The organism is Actinopolyspora lacussalsi subsp. righensis (genome assembly GCF_900116555.1).
GTDB lineage: Bacteria > Actinomycetota > Actinomycetes > Mycobacteriales > Pseudonocardiaceae > Actinopolyspora > Actinopolyspora lacussalsi.
In genome coordinates this window covers 731,880-749,808 of sequence record NZ_FPAT01000001.1, presented here as the reverse complement: position 1 = coordinate 749,808, position 17,929 = coordinate 731,880, and the positions used below count along the sequence as shown (strand labels likewise).

Below are 17,929 nucleotides of genomic sequence, written 5' to 3'. Positions count from 1 at the left end.
GAACGCTCGGCGTTTCGGCCGCCCGCCCACCGCCGCTGACGCGGCAGCAAGACACAGCTTTTCGCGCAACCACCTGGAGAAGACGAACACGATGGCCACCCTGGAGATCAAGGACCTGCACGCCGAGGTCAACACGGAGGAGGGCTCGAAGGAGATCCTCACCGGCGTGAACCTCACCGTGCGCTCGGGCGAGATCCACGCCTTCATGGGACCGAACGGTTCCGGCAAGTCCACCCTGGCCTACGCGATCGCCGGACACCCCAAGTACAACGTCACCTCGGGCTCGGTGCTGCTCGACGGTGAGGAGGTCCTGGAGATGAGCGTCGACGAGCGCGCTCGCGCGGGCCTGTTCCTCGCCATGCAGTACCCGGTCGAGGTTCCGGGCGTTTCCATGTCGAACTTCCTGCGCAGTGCCGCCACCGCCACCCGGGGTGAGGCCCCGCAGGTTCGGCACTGGGTCAAGGAGGTCAAGCAGGCGATGAGCGACCTCGAGATCGACGAGTCGTTCTCGGAGCGCAGCGTCAACGAGGGCTTCTCCGGCGGTGAGAAGAAGCGTCACGAGATCCTGCAGCTCGACCTGCTCAAGCCGAAGTTCGCGATCCTCGACGAGACCGACTCCGGTCTGGACGTGGACGCGCTGCGCGTGGTTTCCGACGGCATCAACCGCTACACCGAGAGCGGTGACAAAGGTGTCTTGCTCATCACCCACTACACGCGCATCCTCAAGCACATCAAGCCCGACTACGTGCACGTGTTCGTCAAGGGCCAGGTCGCCGAGTCCGGCGGTCCTGAGCTGGCCGACGAGCTCGAGGAGTCCGGCTATGTCCGCTTCACGGAGAAGAAGGAGGCAGCCGCGCAGTCATGACCGTTGAGCCTCCCGGTGTCCGGGGGTCGGACACCACGCAGACAGGTGCGGGCACCGCACCGGCACCGCTGGACGTGGCGGCGCTGCGCGCCGACTTCCCGATCCTGCGGCGCACGGTGCGCGACGAGCGTCCCCTGGTGTATCTGGACTCCGGGGCGACGTCGCAACGCCCCACCCAGGTGCTCGACGCGGAGCGCTCCTTCGTGGAGACCTCCAACGCGGCGGTGCATCGTGGTGCTCACCAGCTGGCCGAGGAGGCCACGGACGCCTACGAGGGTGCGCGTGCCAAGATCGCCAGGTTCGTCGGTGTGGCGACGAACGAGATCGTGTTCACCAAGAACGCCACGGAGGGTGTCAACCTCGTCGCCTACGCCATGAGCAACGCGGCGACCGCCGGTCCGGAGGCCGAACGGTTCCGGATCGGCCCCGGTGACGAGGTCGTGGTCAGCGAGATGGAGCACCACGCCAACCTCGTGCCGTGGCAGCAGCTGTGCCAACGGACCGGTGCCACGCTGCGCTGGTTCGGCGTCACCGACGAGGGCCGATTGGACCTGTCGGAGCTGGACACCCTGATCAACGAGCGCACCAGGGTGGTGGCGGTGACCCACCAGTCGAACGTGCTCGGCACGGTCAACCCCCTGGAAGCCATCGTGGATCGGGCGCACCGCGTCGGCGCGTTCGTGGTGCTCGACGCGTGCCAGTCCGTCCCGCACGGGCCGGTCGACTTCGCCGCGGCCGGTGTCGACTTCGCGGTGTTCTCCGGGCACAAGATGCTCGGCCCGTCGGGCATCGGGGTGCTCTACGGCAGGCACGAGCTGCTTCGGGCCATGCCGCCGTTTCTCACCGGCGGATCCATGATCGAACTCGTGCACATCGACCGTTCGACCTTCGCCGAACCGCCGCAGCGTTTCGAGGCGGGCGTTCCGATGACCTCGCAGGTGGTCGGTCTCGGCGCTGCCGTGGACTATCTGTCCGTGGTGGGAATGCAGCGGGTCTCCGCGCACGAGCACCGGCTGGTCGAGCGGGCGCTGCGCGAGCTGTCCGCCGTGGAAGGGGTACGCATCATCGGCCCCGAGAGCACCGAGAACCGTGGTGGTGCCGTGTCCTTCGTGATCGACGGGGTGCATCCGCACGACGCCAGCCAGGTGATGGACGACCAGGGCGTGGAGATACGAGTGGGCCATCACTGCGCTTGGCCGCTGCACCGCAGGATGGGTGTGCCTGCCACGATCAGGGCCAGTTTCTACCTCTACAACGAGTTGGACGAGGTGACCGCTCTGGTGGATGCTGTCCGCGAGGCCCAGCGTTTCTTCGCGGTGACACCGACGGCAGGCTGAGGATGTGGTGATGCAGCTCGAACAGATGTACCAGGAGATAATCCTGGATCACTACCGGAATCCGCACCGGCACGGCCTGCGGGAACCGTTCGACGCCGAGTCGTTCCAGGTCAACCCGACCTGTGGTGACGAGGTGACGTTGCGGGTGCGGTTGGTCGGCAGTGGTACGGAGGCGACGGTGGCCGACGTCTCCTACGCCGGACAGGGCTGCTCGATCAGTCAGGCTGCCACCTCGGTGCTGACCGACCTGGTGGTGGGCCGTCCGTTGCAAGAGGCACTGGACAAGCAGGCGGTCTTCACAGAGTTGATGGAAGGCCGCGGCCAGGTCGAACCCGACGAGGACGTCCTGGAGGACGGAGTCGCCTTCGCAGGGGTCGCCAAATACCCGATGCGGGTCAAGTGTGCGCTGCTGGGTTGGATGGCATTCCGGGACGCCGTATCGCGTGTTGTCGATGAGGTGGGAGCGTCATGACCAGTACCGAGAATCAGACGCAGGAGCAGCGGGGCACCGCCGCCCCCGAGGACGGTACCGAAGTGGTGCGTGGAGTCGAGGGTATGCCGGAGCCCCCGGCCGCCACGGCCGAACTGGCTGCTGTCGAGGACGTCGAAGAGGCCATGCGGGACGTGGTCGACCCCGAGTTGGGGATCAACGTGGTCGATCTCGGCCTGGTCTACGGTGTCCAGGTCGAGCAGGACAACTCGGCTTCGATCGACATGACGTTGACCTCGCCGGCGTGCCCGCTCACCGACGTGATCGAGGAGCAGGCGCGTTCGGTGCTGACCGGCGGTCCCAACGGTGGTCTCGTCAACGATTTCCGGATCAACTGGGTGTGGATCCCGCCGTGGGGGCCGGAAAAGATCACCGAGGAGGGGCGTGAGCAGCTCAGGGCACTGGGCTTCACCCTCTGACCGAGGTTCTCCGGTCGGGGTGCTCGCTTGGCGGAACCTCCCGCTGGCTCTCGTTCCGGGACCCGAGCGCTCCGGGATGATCCGGAGCGGTAGCGCTTCACGAAGGCGCACGGTAGTGGTCCCGCGGACGTACATCGGGGACGTCGGTTCACGGGTCGGATCCCGTCGAACCGGCGTCCTTCTCTCGTGTGGCCGGCCTTCGTTCCCGTGGTCGCCGGGGTCGGCAGCGGGAGTCGGGCGGGACTCCGCCACGACCCGCCGCGGGGTTCGGGGGAAGCGGTCCTACTGGGCGGACGAGCCGGTGCCTTCCGCCTCGTGGGCCGTCAGTGGCTTGGCCAGGTTCTCCAGGCTGGAGCGTTCGGCACGCACTCCGTTGATCGGGCTGCTGCCGCTGCGGTTGTGGCGGTCACTCGACCGGAAGCGGTGGGGAAGTCGTTCTCCGACCGCGCGGAGCTGATCACCGGCCGTCCTGGTGACGGGCCCCGGGGGCACCCGGACGTGGTGGAGGTGGGTCCGGATCACGGGTGGGAAATCCCGGATCGCCCTGCTCGGGGATGTCCTCGTGGGAACCGCGCAGCACGTCGACCCGGTCCGAACCGATCCGCGACATCACCCAGCTGGAGCCGGTCAGCGACTTCGCGTGCTTCTTCAGCGGGACCAGCAGCCGTGAGGCGTCCTGGTAGGAGGTGGTTCCGGTCTGCGTGCAAACCAGTGTGGAAAGCGAGAGGGTGACATCGATGCCTCCGGCGCGTCTGGGCGGGTCCAGCACCATCCGTGCCAGGTTCACCAGATCGTCCAGATCGGCTACCAGCAGGAAGTCGTCCCCTCCCACGTGCCCCACCCGCACCGAGCCCAATGAGGTCGCCGCGTCGGTGAGTGTTCTGCCGACCGAGCGGATCAGCTCGTCACCGGCGGAGAACCCGGCGGTGTCGTTGACCGTCTTGAACCCGTCGATGTCCAGCCAGCTCAGTGCGAACACCTCGCCCGCGGCGATGCGGCCGTCCACGTCGCGCTGGATCGCGTCGCTGCCCGGAAGTCTGGTCAGTGGATTCAGCGCCGCCGCCTGCTCCGCCTTGAACTCCGCCATGCCGCGGATCAGATGCACCGCACGCACGGTTCCCAGGCACCTGCCCGCCTCGTCAACCACGATCGCGTCGTCGTGTACCCGGGTGTGGTCGGCCCCGCTGACCAGGGTCAGTGCCTCCATCGCCGTGGTGGCCGTGTTCACCAGCCTGGGTTCGTCGGCCAGGCGTGCCGCCGGGCGTTGCGCGTGCAGCGCGTGACCGTAGGGGCCGGTTACCGCCAGCAGGAACCGGTTGCGGTCTATCGAGTACTCGGGGCGGTTGTGCTCGTCCACCAGCACCACCCCGCTGATCTCGGGATGGTCCGCCAGCACGCCGCGTACCGAGTCCGCCGTGGCGTCCCGGGAGAGCATCGTCGCGGGGGACAGGAATTCGGTCACCCGGGGGCCCGCGGGGGTCGGTTTCGAGCCGCCGTACGGGTCGTCGGTCTCGGCCACGGCCTCGGGGATCTGCAGTGAGGTCGGTGGACGCCGTGCCGCCGATGCCAGCAGGTTGCCCTGGACCACTCGCACACCCGCGGCGCGCAGCGCTGCCAGCTGCTCCTCCCGCTCCGCTCCCTCGGCGATCAGGATGGCGCCGGTGGCGTTGCACAGTCCCTGCAACGATTCCAGCAGCGCGGCCTGCCCCGCGTTGTCGGGAATCCCCTCGATGACCCCCTTGTCGAGTTTGATCGCGTCCGGTGCCAGCTCGGCCAGCAGCGTCAGCGGTATGTCGCCGTCGCCGACCCCGTCCACCGCTATCCGGTAGCCGTGCGAACGCAGGTTCGCCACCTCCGAACGCAGTTTCCGCCCGTCGAGTCGGGAGAACGGCGGCGCGAGCTCAAGCGTGATCTCCGTGGCGCGTCGCCCCACCTCGGCCAGTTTGTCGTGCAGCGCGCGCAGTCGGTGCGACTCGTGCGTCACGGTTCCGCCGAAGAGGTTCAGATGCAGCGGCAGCAGCGACTGCTGCTCGTGCGCACGGTCCACGGCGGAGACCGCCAGGTCCGCGTCCAGCTCTCCGACCCGTTTCTGCCGGGCGGCCTCCCGGAAGAAGTCCGTGATGTGTCCGTCGGCGGGGCGGGCGAGCGCCTCCACGGCGACCACCGCCCCCGTACGGATGTTGATCAGCGGCTGGAAGGCGAACCGCACATCGTTGGCCGGTCCTAGCACGTGATCGATGTTGCCGGGGTTCATGTCGTCTCGGCGAGCCCGTTCACCAGCTGTTCAATGACATGTAAACGCTCCTGTCCGTTGTCCTTCGACAACATAGCGCGTTCGCTCGTGCCGTGGCAGCAACCGCGAGCTGAGAATGTGGTAACCGGCACAGCACGACGGCCGCGGTTGGACACTGTTCGTAGTGAAATCCTCGTTCGGGTGGCGGTACGTGTCCACCCGGTGCGGTGCCGCGTGGTCGAGGTCGGGGAGTTTCGTGGCGGGGCCGCTGGTGAGGTTCCGTGCCTCGGGACAAGCGACGCGGCCGATTCCGCGCGCCCGCCGGGTGGTGCCGAACACCGCTCCACACCGCTCCGGGCCCTGCCTGGTCCCGTCAGGAAGCCGGACCGACCAGCCCGCCCACGACCAGTCGGCGTCGCAGCCACCAGGGGGACCGGTTGAACAGCTCGGTCATGGCCTCGCGGCACTCCCGGGGTGAGGCCAGTGGCGTCAGGAACGCCCGCTGTTTCCGGGGCGGCATGTCGAAGAACACGTCGAAGAAGTCCGGAACCATTCGCGGCGGCATCGCCAACAGTCCCTCGGCCGCGCACAACCGCAGCCGTCGCGTGGTCAGTGCCGGAAGTGGCCACAACACCGAGCGGGCGTCACGAGCCGCCGTGACCGGATCCCGCTCCAGACCGTCACTCAGGGCCGCGGCCACGAGCGGCGCCAGCTGCAGCACACCGGCGACACTGAAACCCGTGGTCGGGTGTATCAGGCCGGCGGCGGCGCCGAACGGCACCGTCGCGAACGGGACGGTGCGCTGCCGCTCGGGAACCGGATCGTCCAGTCGGAACCGCACTCGCTCCTCGGGGGGCCGGCCTGGTGCGGTCACCCCCGCAGCCCGCAGCCGGGCCCACAGCCGTCGACGCAGCGTCGCCAACGGAAGCCCCGGACGACGTGCCAGGGCGGTCTCCTCCAGCAGCGTTCGGTCACCCGGCAGCGGGACGGCGTAGAGGAAGCTCGGCCACGGATCGTCGTTGGAGGGTGGCTGTCGCCAGTCCATGAACACGCTCCGGCCCGCGCCGACCAGCCGCTCGGCGTGCTCGTTGGGAAGTACCGCCCCCACGGCGGTCTGTTCGCTGGCCACCCGGTCGACGCGCCCACCCGAGAGGACCCGGTTGCTGCCCGACGCGTCCACCAGTACCGCCGCGCGCAGTTCGCGCCCGTCCCGCAGCCGCACCGTGCGTCCGGCCGTGTCGTGTTCGGCCTCGCGGACCGTGCCGGTGACCTCGCGGATCCCGTCGCGGTGCAGCAGCCGCCGCAGTGCCGGGTTGTCCAGCACGCAGTACTCGCCGTGCAGCAGATGCGGTCGCGTTCCCACCGCGGTCGTCCTGCTCGTGGTGCGCGCCACGGCTGTTTCCGCTACCGCGGTGGGCAGCTCGTCCCGCCAGCAGGCATAGGTGTTCGGCCACGGTCGCCGCGGCGCGGGGTCGACGAGGGTGACCCGCAGTCCGGTGTCGGTACAAGCCGCGGCCAGCGCTCTGCCCGCCGGGCCGCCTCCAACCACCAGCACGTCCACCATGCGTCCATCAGATCACGGCGATTCGCGGGAGGGCAGCCGGTGGTGGACGCGCTAGCGTTGCGGTATGGATCCCCAGCCGCCGTCCGGGCGAACCGCGCGGCGCGGCCACCTCGTTCGCACCGCGGCGGAGCCCGCTCACGTCGCCCAGCCGTACGATCTCGCGGCGAGCCCGTTCCGGGCCGACCGGGACCGCATATCCGGCTCGGCGTTCTTCGCCCGTCTCGGCGGCGTCACCCAGGTCGTCAGCCCGAGCGGATCCGGACTGTTGCTGCACAACAGGTTGACGCACAGTCTCAAGGTCGCCCAGGTGGCCAGGGCCGTCGGGGAGAGCCTGCTGGGCGATCCCGAAAGTCGGGCCGCCGTGACGCGGCTCGGCGGATGTGATCTCGACGTGGTGGAAAGCGCGGGTCTGGCGCACGATCTGGGGCATCCGCCGTTCGGCCATCTCGGCGAGCGGGTGCTGGATCGGATCGCGCGGGAGCGCTTCGGGCTCGTCGACGGTTTCGAGGGCAACGCGCAGACCTTCCGGATCGTCAGCAGCATCGACGTGCGCGGTGGCGGCGGGGACGGTCTCGACCTGACAGCCGCGGTGCGAGCGGCGCTGCTGAAGTACCCCTGGACCCGGCTCGCGGCACCCGATCCGCGTTCGCTGCCGTTGCCGCCCCGTGGCGCGTCCGAACCGGAGGACGCCCCCGGTACCGGTGCCGCCAAGTTCTCCGCCTACATCACCGAGCTCGACGACATGCTGGACTGCCGGTCCCCGTTCGCAGCGGCGCTGGCGGGCTGGCAGCAGACCGTCGAGGCATCGGTCATGGACACCGCCGACGACATCGCCTACGCCATCCACGATCTGGAGGACTTTCACCGGGTGGGGATCCTGCAGCACGCGACGGTCTCCACCGAACTGACCGAATGGCTCGGCAGGGCGGCGGAACTGGCGAGGTTCGACGACGCCGAGCTGCGAAGCCGATCCGAAGCCCCGGGGTACTCGCTGGAGAGCCTGCGCAGGCGCCTGCATGTCAAGGACTCCTGGATCGCCGCCGACGACGCCTTCGTCGGGGCGGTCAAGAAGGTGCAGTCCGACCTGGTCACCAAATTGCTGGAACAGCCGTTCGACCGTTCGAAGCAGGCCGAGCGTGCCGTCGCGGCCTTCTCCGGAACCTGGACGCGTCGACTGGTGCGTGGTGTGCGGGTAGAGCTCGACCCGACCACCCGTTCCGGCCACGTCGTGCTGGACCGCGAGCAGTGGCACGAGGTGCAGATACTCAAGTTCGTGCACCGCCGGTTCGTGCTGCAGCGCCCCGATCTCGCGCTGCACCAGCGCGGTCAGGATCGGTTGTTGAGCAAACTGGTGCAGGCGTTGGACGAGTGGCTGATCGACCGTAGCGAGTCCGCCAGGCTGCCGCACCGGTTGCGCGATCTGTTCGAGCACGCAGCCGTCGAACTCGACGCGGTCCGACGCGACGATCCCACCTCGCTGCTTCCGCGCTCCGAGCGCTCCTCGGCCGAATCCCCCGACCGGGAGCAGCTCGAACGCATGGCCCGGGGGAGGGCCGTCATCGACTTCGTCGCCTCGCTCACCGACGAGCAGGCAGCCGCCCTGCTGGAATCGCTGTCCGGCCGCACCACGCAGCTGTGGTCCGACACCTTCGTGCTCTGAGCGGCCCGTTCCCGGACGCCTCGGTTCCGGGAAGGCCCGAGCGGACAGTATGATCCCCGAACCGTGAGCAGCAGGGTGCGGCAACTACCCGGCGGCGGTAGAGCGGTGGAGGTGGAACCGAATCGGCTGGCCGGTTGGTTCGAGCGGTTCGGGCGGCGCCACGAGGGGGTGGCCCGGACCTCGGAAGCGGCCGACGTCGTACGAGTGAGTGCCGTCGACGGCGCGGAAGCCGTGGTACGGGTTCCGTTCGGCGGACTGGCCGAGCCGGGTGGTGAGGCCGAGGGGCTCGCGATATCCGGGCTGCTCGAACACGTCTCGCGTTCACGACGGCTCGGCCTGGTCCTGGTGCGGCACGGGGCTCACAGCATCGGTGTGGTGCGGGACGGCGAGGTCGTGTCCTCGACGACCGATCGCCACTACGTGCAGGGGCGGAACAAGGCCGGTGGCTGGTCGCAGAAGCGCTACGCGCGCAGACGGGCCGGGCAGTCGCGCAAGGCGGTGAGTTCGGCCGCCGAGGCCGCCGCGGAACTGCTGCTTCCGGTGCGCCGGGAGCTGGACGGCGTCGTTCTGGGGGGCGACCGCGCGGCACTGGACGAGCTGACGGCGGACCCCCGCCTGGCCGGGATGCTGGCCGCGGCCGAGCCGCGCGTGCTGGACGTCCCCGAGCCGAGGCTGGCGGTGTTGCGGGAGGCCGCCGGCCGTGCGGTCTCGGTCGAGGTGGAGGTTCGGGAACCGCGGTAGCGGGTTTTCGCCGCTTCCGTCACCGGGCCGACTCGGCAACCCGGGTGAACAACCAGAGCAGCTGTCGAAAACCCGTCGCCCGACCGGTATGATTGCGGTGGTTTGTGATCGCTTTCCGTCGCGGCGCGTGTGGTGGACGGACGTCGGTCGTCGTGCCCGGTGTGCCGAGGTCGATGGGGAGTTCCCGCCGCGCGACCGGATGGTTACGGTCCCGTGGGCCGTGGCTTGCCCGTGGTGCGTCCCACAGTACGTGGGCGCTGCCGCGTGCCGTTCGCACCGTGAAGTTTTCCGCTGTCGTGGGGAGTCGTCCCGTGCGGACGCGGCCGACGAGGTTCACGGTCGCGGGGCCGCCGGACGACGGTGCCCACTGACAAGCACGTACGCCGATATGTCTCGATCCGGAGTTTGCGTTGATCTCTGCCAGTGGCCTCGAACTCAGGGCCGGTTCCCGTATCCTCCTCGCGGACACCTCACTGCGTGTTCAGCCCGGTGATCGAGTCGGTCTGGTCGGGCGGAACGGCGCGGGCAAAACGACCACGTTGCGCGTGCTGGCAGGTGAGGGCGAGCCCTACGGCGGCGAGATCACCAGCCACGGCGAGATCGGTTATCTGCCGCAGGATCCCCGGGAGGGAGACCTGTCGGTCACGGCCAAGGATCGGGTGCTCTCCGCCCGCGGGCTGGACCGGATCCTGCGCGACATGGAGAAGACGCAGTCCGAGATGGCCGAGTTCGTCGACGACTCCGCGCGGGACAAGGCCATCCGCAAGTACGGCAAGCTGGAGGAGCGGTTCGCCGCCCGTGGTGGTTACGCCGCGGAGGGTGAGGCCGGGCGCATCTGCAGCAATCTCGGCTTGCCCGACGGTGTGCTGCAACAGCCGTTGAGCACCTTGTCCGGTGGGCAGCGCAGGCGTGTCGAACTGGCCAGAATCCTGTTCGCCGCTTCGGAAACCGGTCCCGGCGGTGCGTCCAACACCACTCTGCTGCTCGACGAGCCCACCAACCACCTCGACGCGGACTCGATCAACTGGCTGCGGGACTTCCTCAAGGTCCACGACGGTGGTCTGGTGGTCATCAGCCACGACGTCGAGCTCATCGACGCCGTGGTCAACAAGGTCTGGTACCTGGACGCGGCGCGCGGCGTCGCCGATGTCTACAACATGAACTGGCAGCGCTACCAGGAGGCCCGCGCCGACGACGAGAAGCGCAGGCGTCGGGAACGGGCCAACGCCGAGAAGAAGGCGGCCACCCTCAAGGCGCAGGCGGACAAACTGGGCGCCAAGGCGACCAAGGCCGTGGCCGCGAAGAACATGGCGCGGCGTGCCGACCAGATGATCGCCGAGTTGGACGAGGAGCAGCCCACCGAGCGGACCGCCAAGATCAGGTTCCCTTCGCCCGCACCCTGCGGCAGTACACCGATGACGGCGCGGGGACTGTCCAAGTCGTACGGCTCGTTGGAGATCTTCAGCGGTGTCGATCTCGCGGTGGACCGCGGGTCCAAGGTGGTGGTGCTCGGGTTCAACGGTGCGGGCAAGACCACGCTGCTGCGGCTGCTGGCAGGCATGGAGGCGCCGGACGCGGGCGAGGTGCAACCCGGCTACGGTCTGCGGATCGGCTACTACGCGCAGGAGCACGAGACGCTGGACACGAACGCGACCGTCTGGGAGAACATCCGCACGGTCGCGCCCGACACCTCCGAACAGGAGCTGCGCACCTTGCTCGGCGCGTTCCTGTTCGCGGGTGAACAGCTGCAGCAGCCGGCCGGAACCCTCTCCGGCGGGGAGAAGACGCGGCTCGCGCTCGCCGGGCTGGTCTCCAGCGCCGCCAACGTGCTGCTGCTGGACGAGCCGACCAACAACCTCGATCCGGCCAGTCGGGAGCAGGTGCTCGACGCGCTGCGTAGCTTCACCGGATCGGTGGTGCTGGTCACACACGATCCGGGAGCCGTGCAGGCGCTGGAGCCGGAGCGGGTGATCCTGCTTCCCGACGGCAGTGAGGACCACTGGTCCGAGGAGTACATGGACTTCGTGCAACTCGCCTGAGCGCGGTTTTCCGGTCGCGTCTCCGGAGAGGGGCGGAGGGGCTCTGCCGTTCCGCCCCGGGCGCACGCACGAGGCCGGTCATGGTTCGGGGCCATCCGCCGCGAGTCGGGCTCGACCGGTGGTTCGCTCACGCATCGTCCCGTTCGATCATTCGGGCTGTACCGATTCGGTTCGGTGAATGCCGGACTTGACGCGGTTCATTCTCGTGTCCGCGCTCTCACTGAACGGAAGCGCGTGTACCGGAAACGAAATGTTGATCTTGTTTTGTGTCCCGCAATACCTGATTTCCATGATCAATAGGAATATATCTGCCCGTTGGGCGGGATCTGTTGGCAAGGTCGTCTGGCGTTTCCGGCTTTCCTGTTCGATCATTGGCCTGACAGGGGTCGCGAGCGGCCCGACCTGTTCTACGGGGAAGGCGGGGACACAGTGGTTGATCTGAAGAAGGGTGCGCGAATCACCGGAAGCGCACGAGACAAACTGGCCAGTGACCTCAAGAAGAAGTACGAGAAGGGGGCGAGCATTCGTTCCCTGGCGGAGGCGACCGGTCGTTCATACGGTTTCGTGCACCGCGTACTGGTCGAGTCCGGAGTGCAATTGCGGGGGCGCGGTGGTGCGACCCGCTCCAAGAAGAAATAGGTATCCACGGCTGCGGCGTGCCCGGCACGCTGTCGGCACCGGGCACGCCGTGTCCGAACGGTCCGTACCGCGCGGCCTCCGATCGCGGCACCATGATCGGTCTTCTAGGGTGGTTGCCATCCCGACCGCTGGTGTGTAGCGACGGAGGACCCGTTTGACGGAATCGGCAATTGATCCCGGTGTACTGGATCGTGGGCACGTTCGACTGATGTTGCGCGGTTCCCGCGCGACGATCGTTCTCGATCGACCGGATCAACTCAACGCGCAGACGCCGGACACGTGGAAGGCGTTGCGCGAAATCGGACAGAACCTCGCACCCGAGGTGCGCGTCGTCGTCGTCCGGGGGGAGGGGAGGGCGTTCTCCGCCGGGTTGGATCGGCGACTGTTCGAATCCGAACAGGTCGACGGTGCGCCCGGGCTGTTGTCGCTGGCCTCCAGCCCGGTAGAGCAGGGTGACGCCGACATAGCCGCGTTCCAACAGGGATTCAGTTGGTTGCGTGATCCCGAGCGGGTGACGATCGCGGCGGTTCGGGGCCACGCCATCGGCGCGGGTTTCCAACTGGCACTGGCCTGTGACATGCGTGTGCTGGCCACCGACGCCAAGTTGCGCATGGCCGAGACCAGTCTCGGTCTGGTTCCCGACCTCGGGGGGACGTTGCCGCTGGTTCGGGCCGTCGGTTACTCCAGAGCCGTCGAGATGTGCCTGACCGGGCGGGAAGTGGACGCCGATGAGGCCTCCCGGGTCGGGTTGGCCAACTCGGTGGTCGAACCCGAGCGGCTGGAGGACGCGACCGACCAGCTCGTCGAGGCGATCACCCGGTCGCCCACCGGGGCGGTACGCGAGACTCTCGCGCTGTTGTCCCAGGCGGAGGAGGCCGAGGACCCCGAGCAGCAGTTCGCCGCGGAACGAGCGGCCCAGCTGCGCAGGCTGCGGGAGCTGATGGGTGGTTCCGGCGGCGAGTAGAGCTCCGTCGGAACCACCTGTTCGGACGGTGCGGGCCGTGGAAAGGGAGTCGGGCACGGGCCGCACCGGGCCACGCCTCGGGACGAGCGCGCCCACAGCGGTGGCCGGGTCCACCGGGGTGGCGCCGGCTCGCGACGGTTCTGACCCGCTTCGGTCTAGACCAGTCGCGACGCCGGCGGGGAGTCGATTCATGGTCACTCCCGGCGTGCTCGCCGGTTCAGCGCAGCCGCGGTACGCGCTTGCCGTAGTGCTCCAGCCGCTCGGCGTTGGCCTCGTCACCGCCGGGGACGTTGGAACTGCGCCACCACGGCAGCGAGATGCCGACCTCACCGGCACGTTCGTACGTCTCGACCATGAGCAGATTCCACAGGAACACATTGGCCAGTGACGACCCCGGTGCCGTAGCCGGTCGCTGTTCGGGGTGTGTGATGTCGCCCGCCGGCACCATGGTGTCCAGCACGACCGTGGCCTGATCCGCCAGCGTGCCCGCCTCCGTGCGGCGCGGGGCTCCCGCCGCCGCGGCGGGTGAGGTCACCGCGATGACCTGTGACCCCTCGCGGCGTGCCGTGGCCGCCAGTTCCACCGGATAGGGATTGATCCCCGAGTTGGAAAACACCACGAGCACATCGGTACCGCCGCGCAGCCCCGATTCCCGGAGCACGTCTGCGGCGAGTCCCTCGCGCCGTTCGGTGGCCGTGCTGGTCGCCGCGCCGTGCAGCGGGAGCAGATCGGGGTGGTACAGCGGGCGAACCGCGGCCAGCCCTCCTGCCCGGTAGAAGCTTTCCAGTACACCGGCGAGGGAGTGCCCCGCACCCGCGGTGAACACGAGACCGTCTGCCTCGACGCAGTCGATCAGCGTTTTCGCCGCCTCACCCAGTGCGGCCCTGTTGTGCTCGGCCGCTCGATCCAGGTCCTGCAGGCTCCGTTCGGCGTGCTTGCGTGCGTGCGAACCGTCCGTCATGCCGTCCTCTCGGCTGGATTCTGGTGTCGTGAGCCGATAATCGCAGCGGAATCCCCGAGGCTGTGCCATGTGTGACAGATCACTCCTCGCTGGGCGTTCCGGGACGTGTGCCGCGAACCCGGCGCCGGTCGTCGGAAACCGGTAGCCGAGCCGTGCGCGGCGTTGTCCACCGTCCGGTGATTTCCGCCGGTGCCGTATCGGATCACTACGTGTACCCACGGTAATCTCTCGAGCGGCCCCGGAGTCGACCGACCTCGCTTCCGATCACCGGCCCGTTCGGTCGCACCCCGAGGCTGGCAGCATGATCGCAACAGCTTGGTGGGTTCTAACGGGTGCCACCAGGGAAACGGGTACACGGATTGGAACACGGAAGGCATGTCGAATCCGCCGTCACACGACGAGCCGACCGCGCCGGGGAATCTCTCGGAGATCTTCGCCCGCTTGACGGATGTGCCGTTGGACCACGTGGACAAGCTGCTCGACACCACCGAGTCCGTCTACGCGGACCTCAACAGGGTGATGGAACACCCGTACTGGGCGGACCTGGTGTTCCACCAGGGGGCCGCGCTGCGGGCATTGCGCGAGGCCCGGGCCGAGCTCGACGCCTTCCGTGCCGAAGCCGTCGGAGCGCGCAACACCGAACTCGGGATCACGGTCGCCACCGGTGTGATCGGTGACGAACGGGAGTACGCCGAACGCGACGAGCGCAAGCGTGAACTGGTGGAGAAGTTGCTTCGGCCGCCGCGACAGGGCCGAGCCTGCCAGCTCTACGTCTGGGACCGTCCGTACGAGAACGAGGAGGAGCCCGGCCCCTACAGCGGGATTCGGGTCGTGACCTCGGCCGATGACGAGATGGGAGTGCTCAACTACACCGAGGAGGACGAGGAGGGGCAGCTCTCCTCCTGGCAGACCCGTAGCGGTGATCCCGATCCACAGGCCCCCGTGCTGCGTTTCGACCTCGGTAGCCCGCTGGCCTTTCCCGCCGACTCGGTGCTGGGGTTCGCCGAGCTCCGCGCGGCGCTGGACGAGTTCGTCCGCACCGGTGCCCGTCCCGAGTCGGTCCACTGGCAACAGGCCCGCTGGGGACGGTAGTGGGCTCCGGTCGTCGCTACCCGTTGTCGGACCTCCCGGAGCGCGAGCCCGCGGGAGGTTCCGCCGAGCGAGTAGCTCGACAACCCGACCGGAAGACTTCGATCAGCCGTAGAGCTCCTGCACGGCTCGGGATGCCACGGTCGTGATCACCTTGAACGTTTTCATCGTCGTGGTCATGTCGGCTGCCTCGAACTCCACCGCACGAGCGCCGGTTCGTTCCACCGTGGGAATCAGTTCGACGGCATCGGCGAGGTGCGTACCGGTGAACTCGAGTTCGATCCGGTGGGTCGAGGTTCTCGGGGTGCCGCGTCCCGCCTGCCGCATGGACAGCTCGGCGGCGGAGCCGATGTCGGATGCGGTGCGTTCCGGCGGCGAGCAGACCGCGGCGTACCTGCTCACGCATTCCTTGACCGCGACCGTGTGGCTGCCCGGAGTGTAGTCCCGCGCGTCCGAACAGGTCAGATCATCACCGGTGACCAGTAGTACCGGTACCCCGTACTCGGCGGCCAGCGCCGCGTTGAGCCTGCCCTCGCTCGCGTGCGCGCCGTCCAGCCACACCCCGAGCAGTCCGTTCTCCATGTAGGTGTGTGACAGGACGCCGTCGGCACCCGCGCCGGTGTGGTAGCCGAGGAACACCACTCCGTCCACCCCCGAGTCGATACCTTCCATCATCGACAGTGGTTTGTGGCGTCCGGTCAGCATGCGCGCACGCGTGTCGAGTCGCTCCAGCAGCAGGTGCCGTTGGATCGAGTGCGCCTCGTTGACCAGCGTCGCGTTCGCACCACCGGCCGCGAGCCCGGCCACGCAGGCGTTGACGTCGCCGGTGAACAGCTCTCGGAACCGTTGCCAGGCTTCGGTGCCCGCCACCACGTCGTCCGTACCGGTGACACCGGTGGCGCCTTCCATGTCCGCAGAGATCAGGATCCGCACGGTCGTCCACCCTAGACGCCCGGCGCCGTCCCGGGCAGTCCCGAAGCGCGCGTGGCGTTTCGGCGTGCTCGCCACGCCGAACCGGTGAATCATTGACCGGGAACCGTTTCGAGTGGTTCGTTCGTCACGAAGAGCGAAGGGGTGATCACAGTGGGTGTGAGATCTTCAGGGGTTCGGAGAGCGGCCCCACGCGCCCTGCTGCTGATCCTCACGCTGCTTCTCGCGGCGCTGGTGCCCGCCCTCGGGAAGCACGAGCCCGCTACCGCCGCTGATTCCCCGAACGGGGGAGGGGTCACCCTTCGGGTCGGTATCCAGCAGGAATTCGACTCGCTCAACCCGTTCCTCGGGTTCAGCCTCGCCTCGACCGACGTGTTCCGGTTGATCTACCCCACCCTGACCACCTACAGCGCCGAGGACTTCTCGGTCGTACCGGAACTCGCCACCGACTGGAAGTCCTCCGAGGACAAGCTCACCTGGACGTTCCACATCAGGCAGGGAGTGAACTGGTCCGACGGAAGACCCGTGACCGCCCACGACGTGGCCTACACCTTCAAGCGGATGATGAACGACCCCGCAGCGGCCACGGCCAACGGCAACTACGTGGACAACTTCAGCTCGGTGAGCGCTCCCGACGATCGCACCGTGGTGATCCGCACCGAGAGCCCACAGGCCACCATGCGCTCCATCGCCGCGCCGATAGTCCCCCGCCACGTCTGGTCGAGGGTCGACAACGTGGCCGAGTTCGCCAACCAGCGGATGCCCGTCGTGGGCAGCGGTCCGTTCGTGGCCACCGAGTACCGTCCCCAGCAGTATCTGACGCTGCGCGCCAACGAGGACTTCTGGCGTGGCGCTCCCACGATCGACCGGCTGCGGTTCGTCAACTTCGAGAACAGCGACGCCGCCGTGCAGGCGCTGCGCAAGGGTGACATCGACGTGGTCCGCGATCTCACTCCCACCCAGTTCGACGCGCTGCGCGGCACCGACGACATCCGCCGGGTACGCGGCAAGGGGCGGCGGTTCTTCGAGATCGTGCTCAACCCGGGTGCCGCCAACAGCGCGGGCGATCCCATCGGGACCGGGCATCCCGCGTTGCGCGACGCACGCGTACGCAGGGCCATCGATCGGGCCATCGACCGTGAACGCCTCGTCGAGCGGGTGCTCGGCGGTTACGGAACGGTCGGCGCGGGATACCTGCCCCCCATATTCGAGGACTACTACTGGACGCCTCCGCCGGAGGCGAGGCGCCCGTTCTCGATCGAAGCGGCCAACCGGGCGCTGAACGAGGCGGGCTATCCCCGCGGTCCCGACGGAGTTCGCCGCGGCCCCTCCGGCAGGGCCCTGGACTTCGAGTTCGTGCTGCACGGTGATTCGCCCACCGACGCGCTGGTCGGGAAGTTCGTCAAGGAGTGGCTGTCCCGGTTGGGAATCCGGGTAAGGCCGCAACCGGTTTCGGACAACCAGGTCAACCAGCGCACCACGGCCGGTGACTTCGACATGGTGGTCAGCGGGTGGTCGGTCAATCCGGACCCGGACTACGTGCTGCGACTGCAGACCTGCGGTGCCAGACCCAAACCAGGTGGGGGCGGTCTGCCCGACAGTTTCCTCTGCGACCGGCGCTACGACGAGCTCTACGCCCGACAGCTCGCCGAGTTCGACCACTCCAAACGGGTCGACCTGATCCGAGAGGCACAGCACCGGTTCCACCGGATGGCCACCGGGCTGATCCTGTTCTACCCCAACACGCTGGAGGCGTACCGGTCCGATCGTTTCGAGGGATTCGAGTCGCAACCGTCCGAGGACGGGGTCATCACCGCGCAACAGGGCTACTGGGGCTACTACGGAGCCCGTCCCACCGAGCAGGCTCGAACGGCCTCGGGCGGCGCCGGATACCGCTCGGCGGCCTTCGTCGTCGTCGGAGTCCTACTGCTCGGCGCGATCGTGGTCGCGTCCGTGGCGGCGCGTCGTCGACACACGGCGGAACACCGGGAATAGGCC

Annotated in this window: 16 protein-coding genes; 11 read left to right on the top strand and 5 right to left on the bottom strand. The window is 68.3% G+C overall.

What is annotated here, in order from left to right; translation table 11 throughout:
- Nucleotides 1-91: 91 nt before the first annotated feature.
- The 4 genes from sufC (at nt 92) to BM394_RS03170 (ending at nt 3,111) form a co-directional block, all read left to right on the top strand.
- Nucleotides 92-865: a Fe-S cluster assembly ATPase SufC gene (sufC, locus tag BM394_RS03185; RefSeq protein WP_092973464.1), complete on the top strand. Its 774-nt coding sequence runs from the start codon at nt 92-94 to the stop codon at nt 863-865.
- Nucleotides 862-2,202 (top strand): cysteine desulfurase, encoded by a 1,341-nt coding sequence (locus BM394_RS03180; RefSeq protein ID WP_217643314.1) that lies wholly within the window; start codon nt 862-864, stop codon nt 2,200-2,202. Before sufC ends, BM394_RS03180 begins: the two co-directional genes overlap by 4 nt.
- 10 nt (nt 2,203-2,212) lie before the next feature.
- Nucleotides 2,213-2,674: a Fe-S cluster assembly sulfur transfer protein SufU gene (sufU, locus tag BM394_RS03175; RefSeq protein WP_092927881.1), complete on the top strand. Its 462-nt coding sequence runs from the start codon at nt 2,213-2,215 to the stop codon at nt 2,672-2,674.
- Between the two features lie 83 nt (nt 2,675-2,757).
- The gene (locus tag BM394_RS03170) at nt 2,758-3,111 is read left to right on the top strand and encodes a metal-sulfur cluster assembly factor (RefSeq protein ID WP_207227649.1); all 354 of its coding nucleotides are present in this window, start codon (nt 2,758-2,760) and stop codon (nt 3,109-3,111) included.
- Between the two features lie 282 nt (nt 3,112-3,393).
- Here BM394_RS03170 and BM394_RS03165 read toward each other — a convergent pair whose 3' ends face one another.
- The 3 genes from BM394_RS03165 to BM394_RS03155 form a co-directional block, all read right to left on the bottom strand.
- On the bottom strand, nt 3,394-3,603 hold the full coding sequence (locus BM394_RS03165; protein ID WP_092973460.1) for a hypothetical protein: 210 nt from the start codon (nt 3,601-3,603) through the stop codon (nt 3,394-3,396).
- On the bottom strand, nt 3,569-5,365 hold the full coding sequence (locus BM394_RS03160) for a GGDEF domain-containing protein (protein ID WP_092973458.1): 1,797 nt from the start codon (nt 5,363-5,365) through the stop codon (nt 3,569-3,571). The genes BM394_RS03165 and BM394_RS03160 overlap by 35 nt, the downstream gene beginning before the upstream one ends.
- 352 nt (nt 5,366-5,717) lie before the next feature.
- Nucleotides 5,718-6,908: a lycopene cyclase family protein gene (locus BM394_RS03155; RefSeq protein WP_092973456.1), complete on the bottom strand. Its 1,191-nt coding sequence runs from the start codon at nt 6,906-6,908 to the stop codon at nt 5,718-5,720.
- 64 nt (nt 6,909-6,972) lie between these two features.
- Here BM394_RS03155 and BM394_RS03150 point away from each other — a divergent pair, with 64 nt between their 5' ends.
- From BM394_RS03150 to BM394_RS03130, 5 genes are all read left to right on the top strand, one after another.
- Complete coding sequence (locus BM394_RS03150) at nt 6,973-8,568, top strand: deoxyguanosinetriphosphate triphosphohydrolase family protein (RefSeq protein ID WP_092973454.1); 1,596 nt, start codon at nt 6,973-6,975, stop codon at nt 8,566-8,568.
- 63 nt (nt 8,569-8,631) lie between these two features.
- Nucleotides 8,632-9,309, top strand: coding sequence for an acVLRF1 family peptidyl-tRNA hydrolase (locus tag BM394_RS03145; protein ID WP_092973452.1), 678 nt, complete (start codon nt 8,632-8,634; stop codon nt 9,307-9,309).
- Nucleotides 9,310-9,719: 410 nt separating this feature from the next.
- Nucleotides 9,720-11,348: an ABC-F family ATP-binding cassette domain-containing protein gene (locus tag BM394_RS03140; protein WP_092973450.1), complete on the top strand. Its 1,629-nt coding sequence runs from the start codon at nt 9,720-9,722 to the stop codon at nt 11,346-11,348.
- 429 nt (nt 11,349-11,777) lie between these two features.
- Complete coding sequence (locus BM394_RS03135; protein WP_017975887.1) at nt 11,778-11,987, top strand: helix-turn-helix domain-containing protein; 210 nt, start codon at nt 11,778-11,780, stop codon at nt 11,985-11,987.
- Nucleotides 11,988-12,141: 154 nt separating this feature from the next.
- Entirely contained in the window at nt 12,142-12,951 is an 810-nt protein-coding gene (locus BM394_RS03130) for an enoyl-CoA hydratase/isomerase family protein (protein WP_092973448.1), read from the top strand.
- 217 nt (nt 12,952-13,168) lie between these two features.
- Here the strand turns inward: BM394_RS03130 and BM394_RS03125 are convergent, their stop codons facing one another.
- Nucleotides 13,169-13,912 (bottom strand): sugar isomerase domain-containing protein, encoded by a 744-nt coding sequence (locus BM394_RS03125; protein ID WP_092973446.1) that lies wholly within the window; start codon nt 13,910-13,912, stop codon nt 13,169-13,171.
- Between the two features lie 375 nt (nt 13,913-14,287).
- Between BM394_RS03125 and BM394_RS03120 the strand changes: the two genes are divergently transcribed.
- On the top strand, nt 14,288-15,004 hold the full coding sequence (locus tag BM394_RS03120; protein WP_092973444.1) for an Imm1 family immunity protein: 717 nt from the start codon (nt 14,288-14,290) through the stop codon (nt 15,002-15,004).
- Nucleotides 15,005-15,106: 102 nt separating this feature from the next.
- On the opposite strand, the gene BM394_RS03115 is transcribed toward BM394_RS03120, so the two are convergent.
- Nucleotides 15,107-15,934: a M55 family metallopeptidase gene (locus BM394_RS03115; protein WP_175529931.1), complete on the bottom strand. Its 828-nt coding sequence runs from the start codon at nt 15,932-15,934 to the stop codon at nt 15,107-15,109.
- A 156-nt stretch (nt 15,935-16,090) separates the two neighbouring features.
- Here BM394_RS03115 and BM394_RS03110 point away from each other — a divergent pair, with 156 nt between their 5' ends.
- Nucleotides 16,091-17,926 carry an ABC transporter substrate-binding protein gene (locus BM394_RS03110; RefSeq protein WP_245779933.1) on the top strand — a complete coding sequence of 612 codons (1,836 nt, stop codon included), beginning with the start codon at nt 16,091-16,093 and terminating at the stop codon, nt 17,924-17,926.
- Nucleotides 17,927-17,929 lie beyond the last annotated feature (3 nt).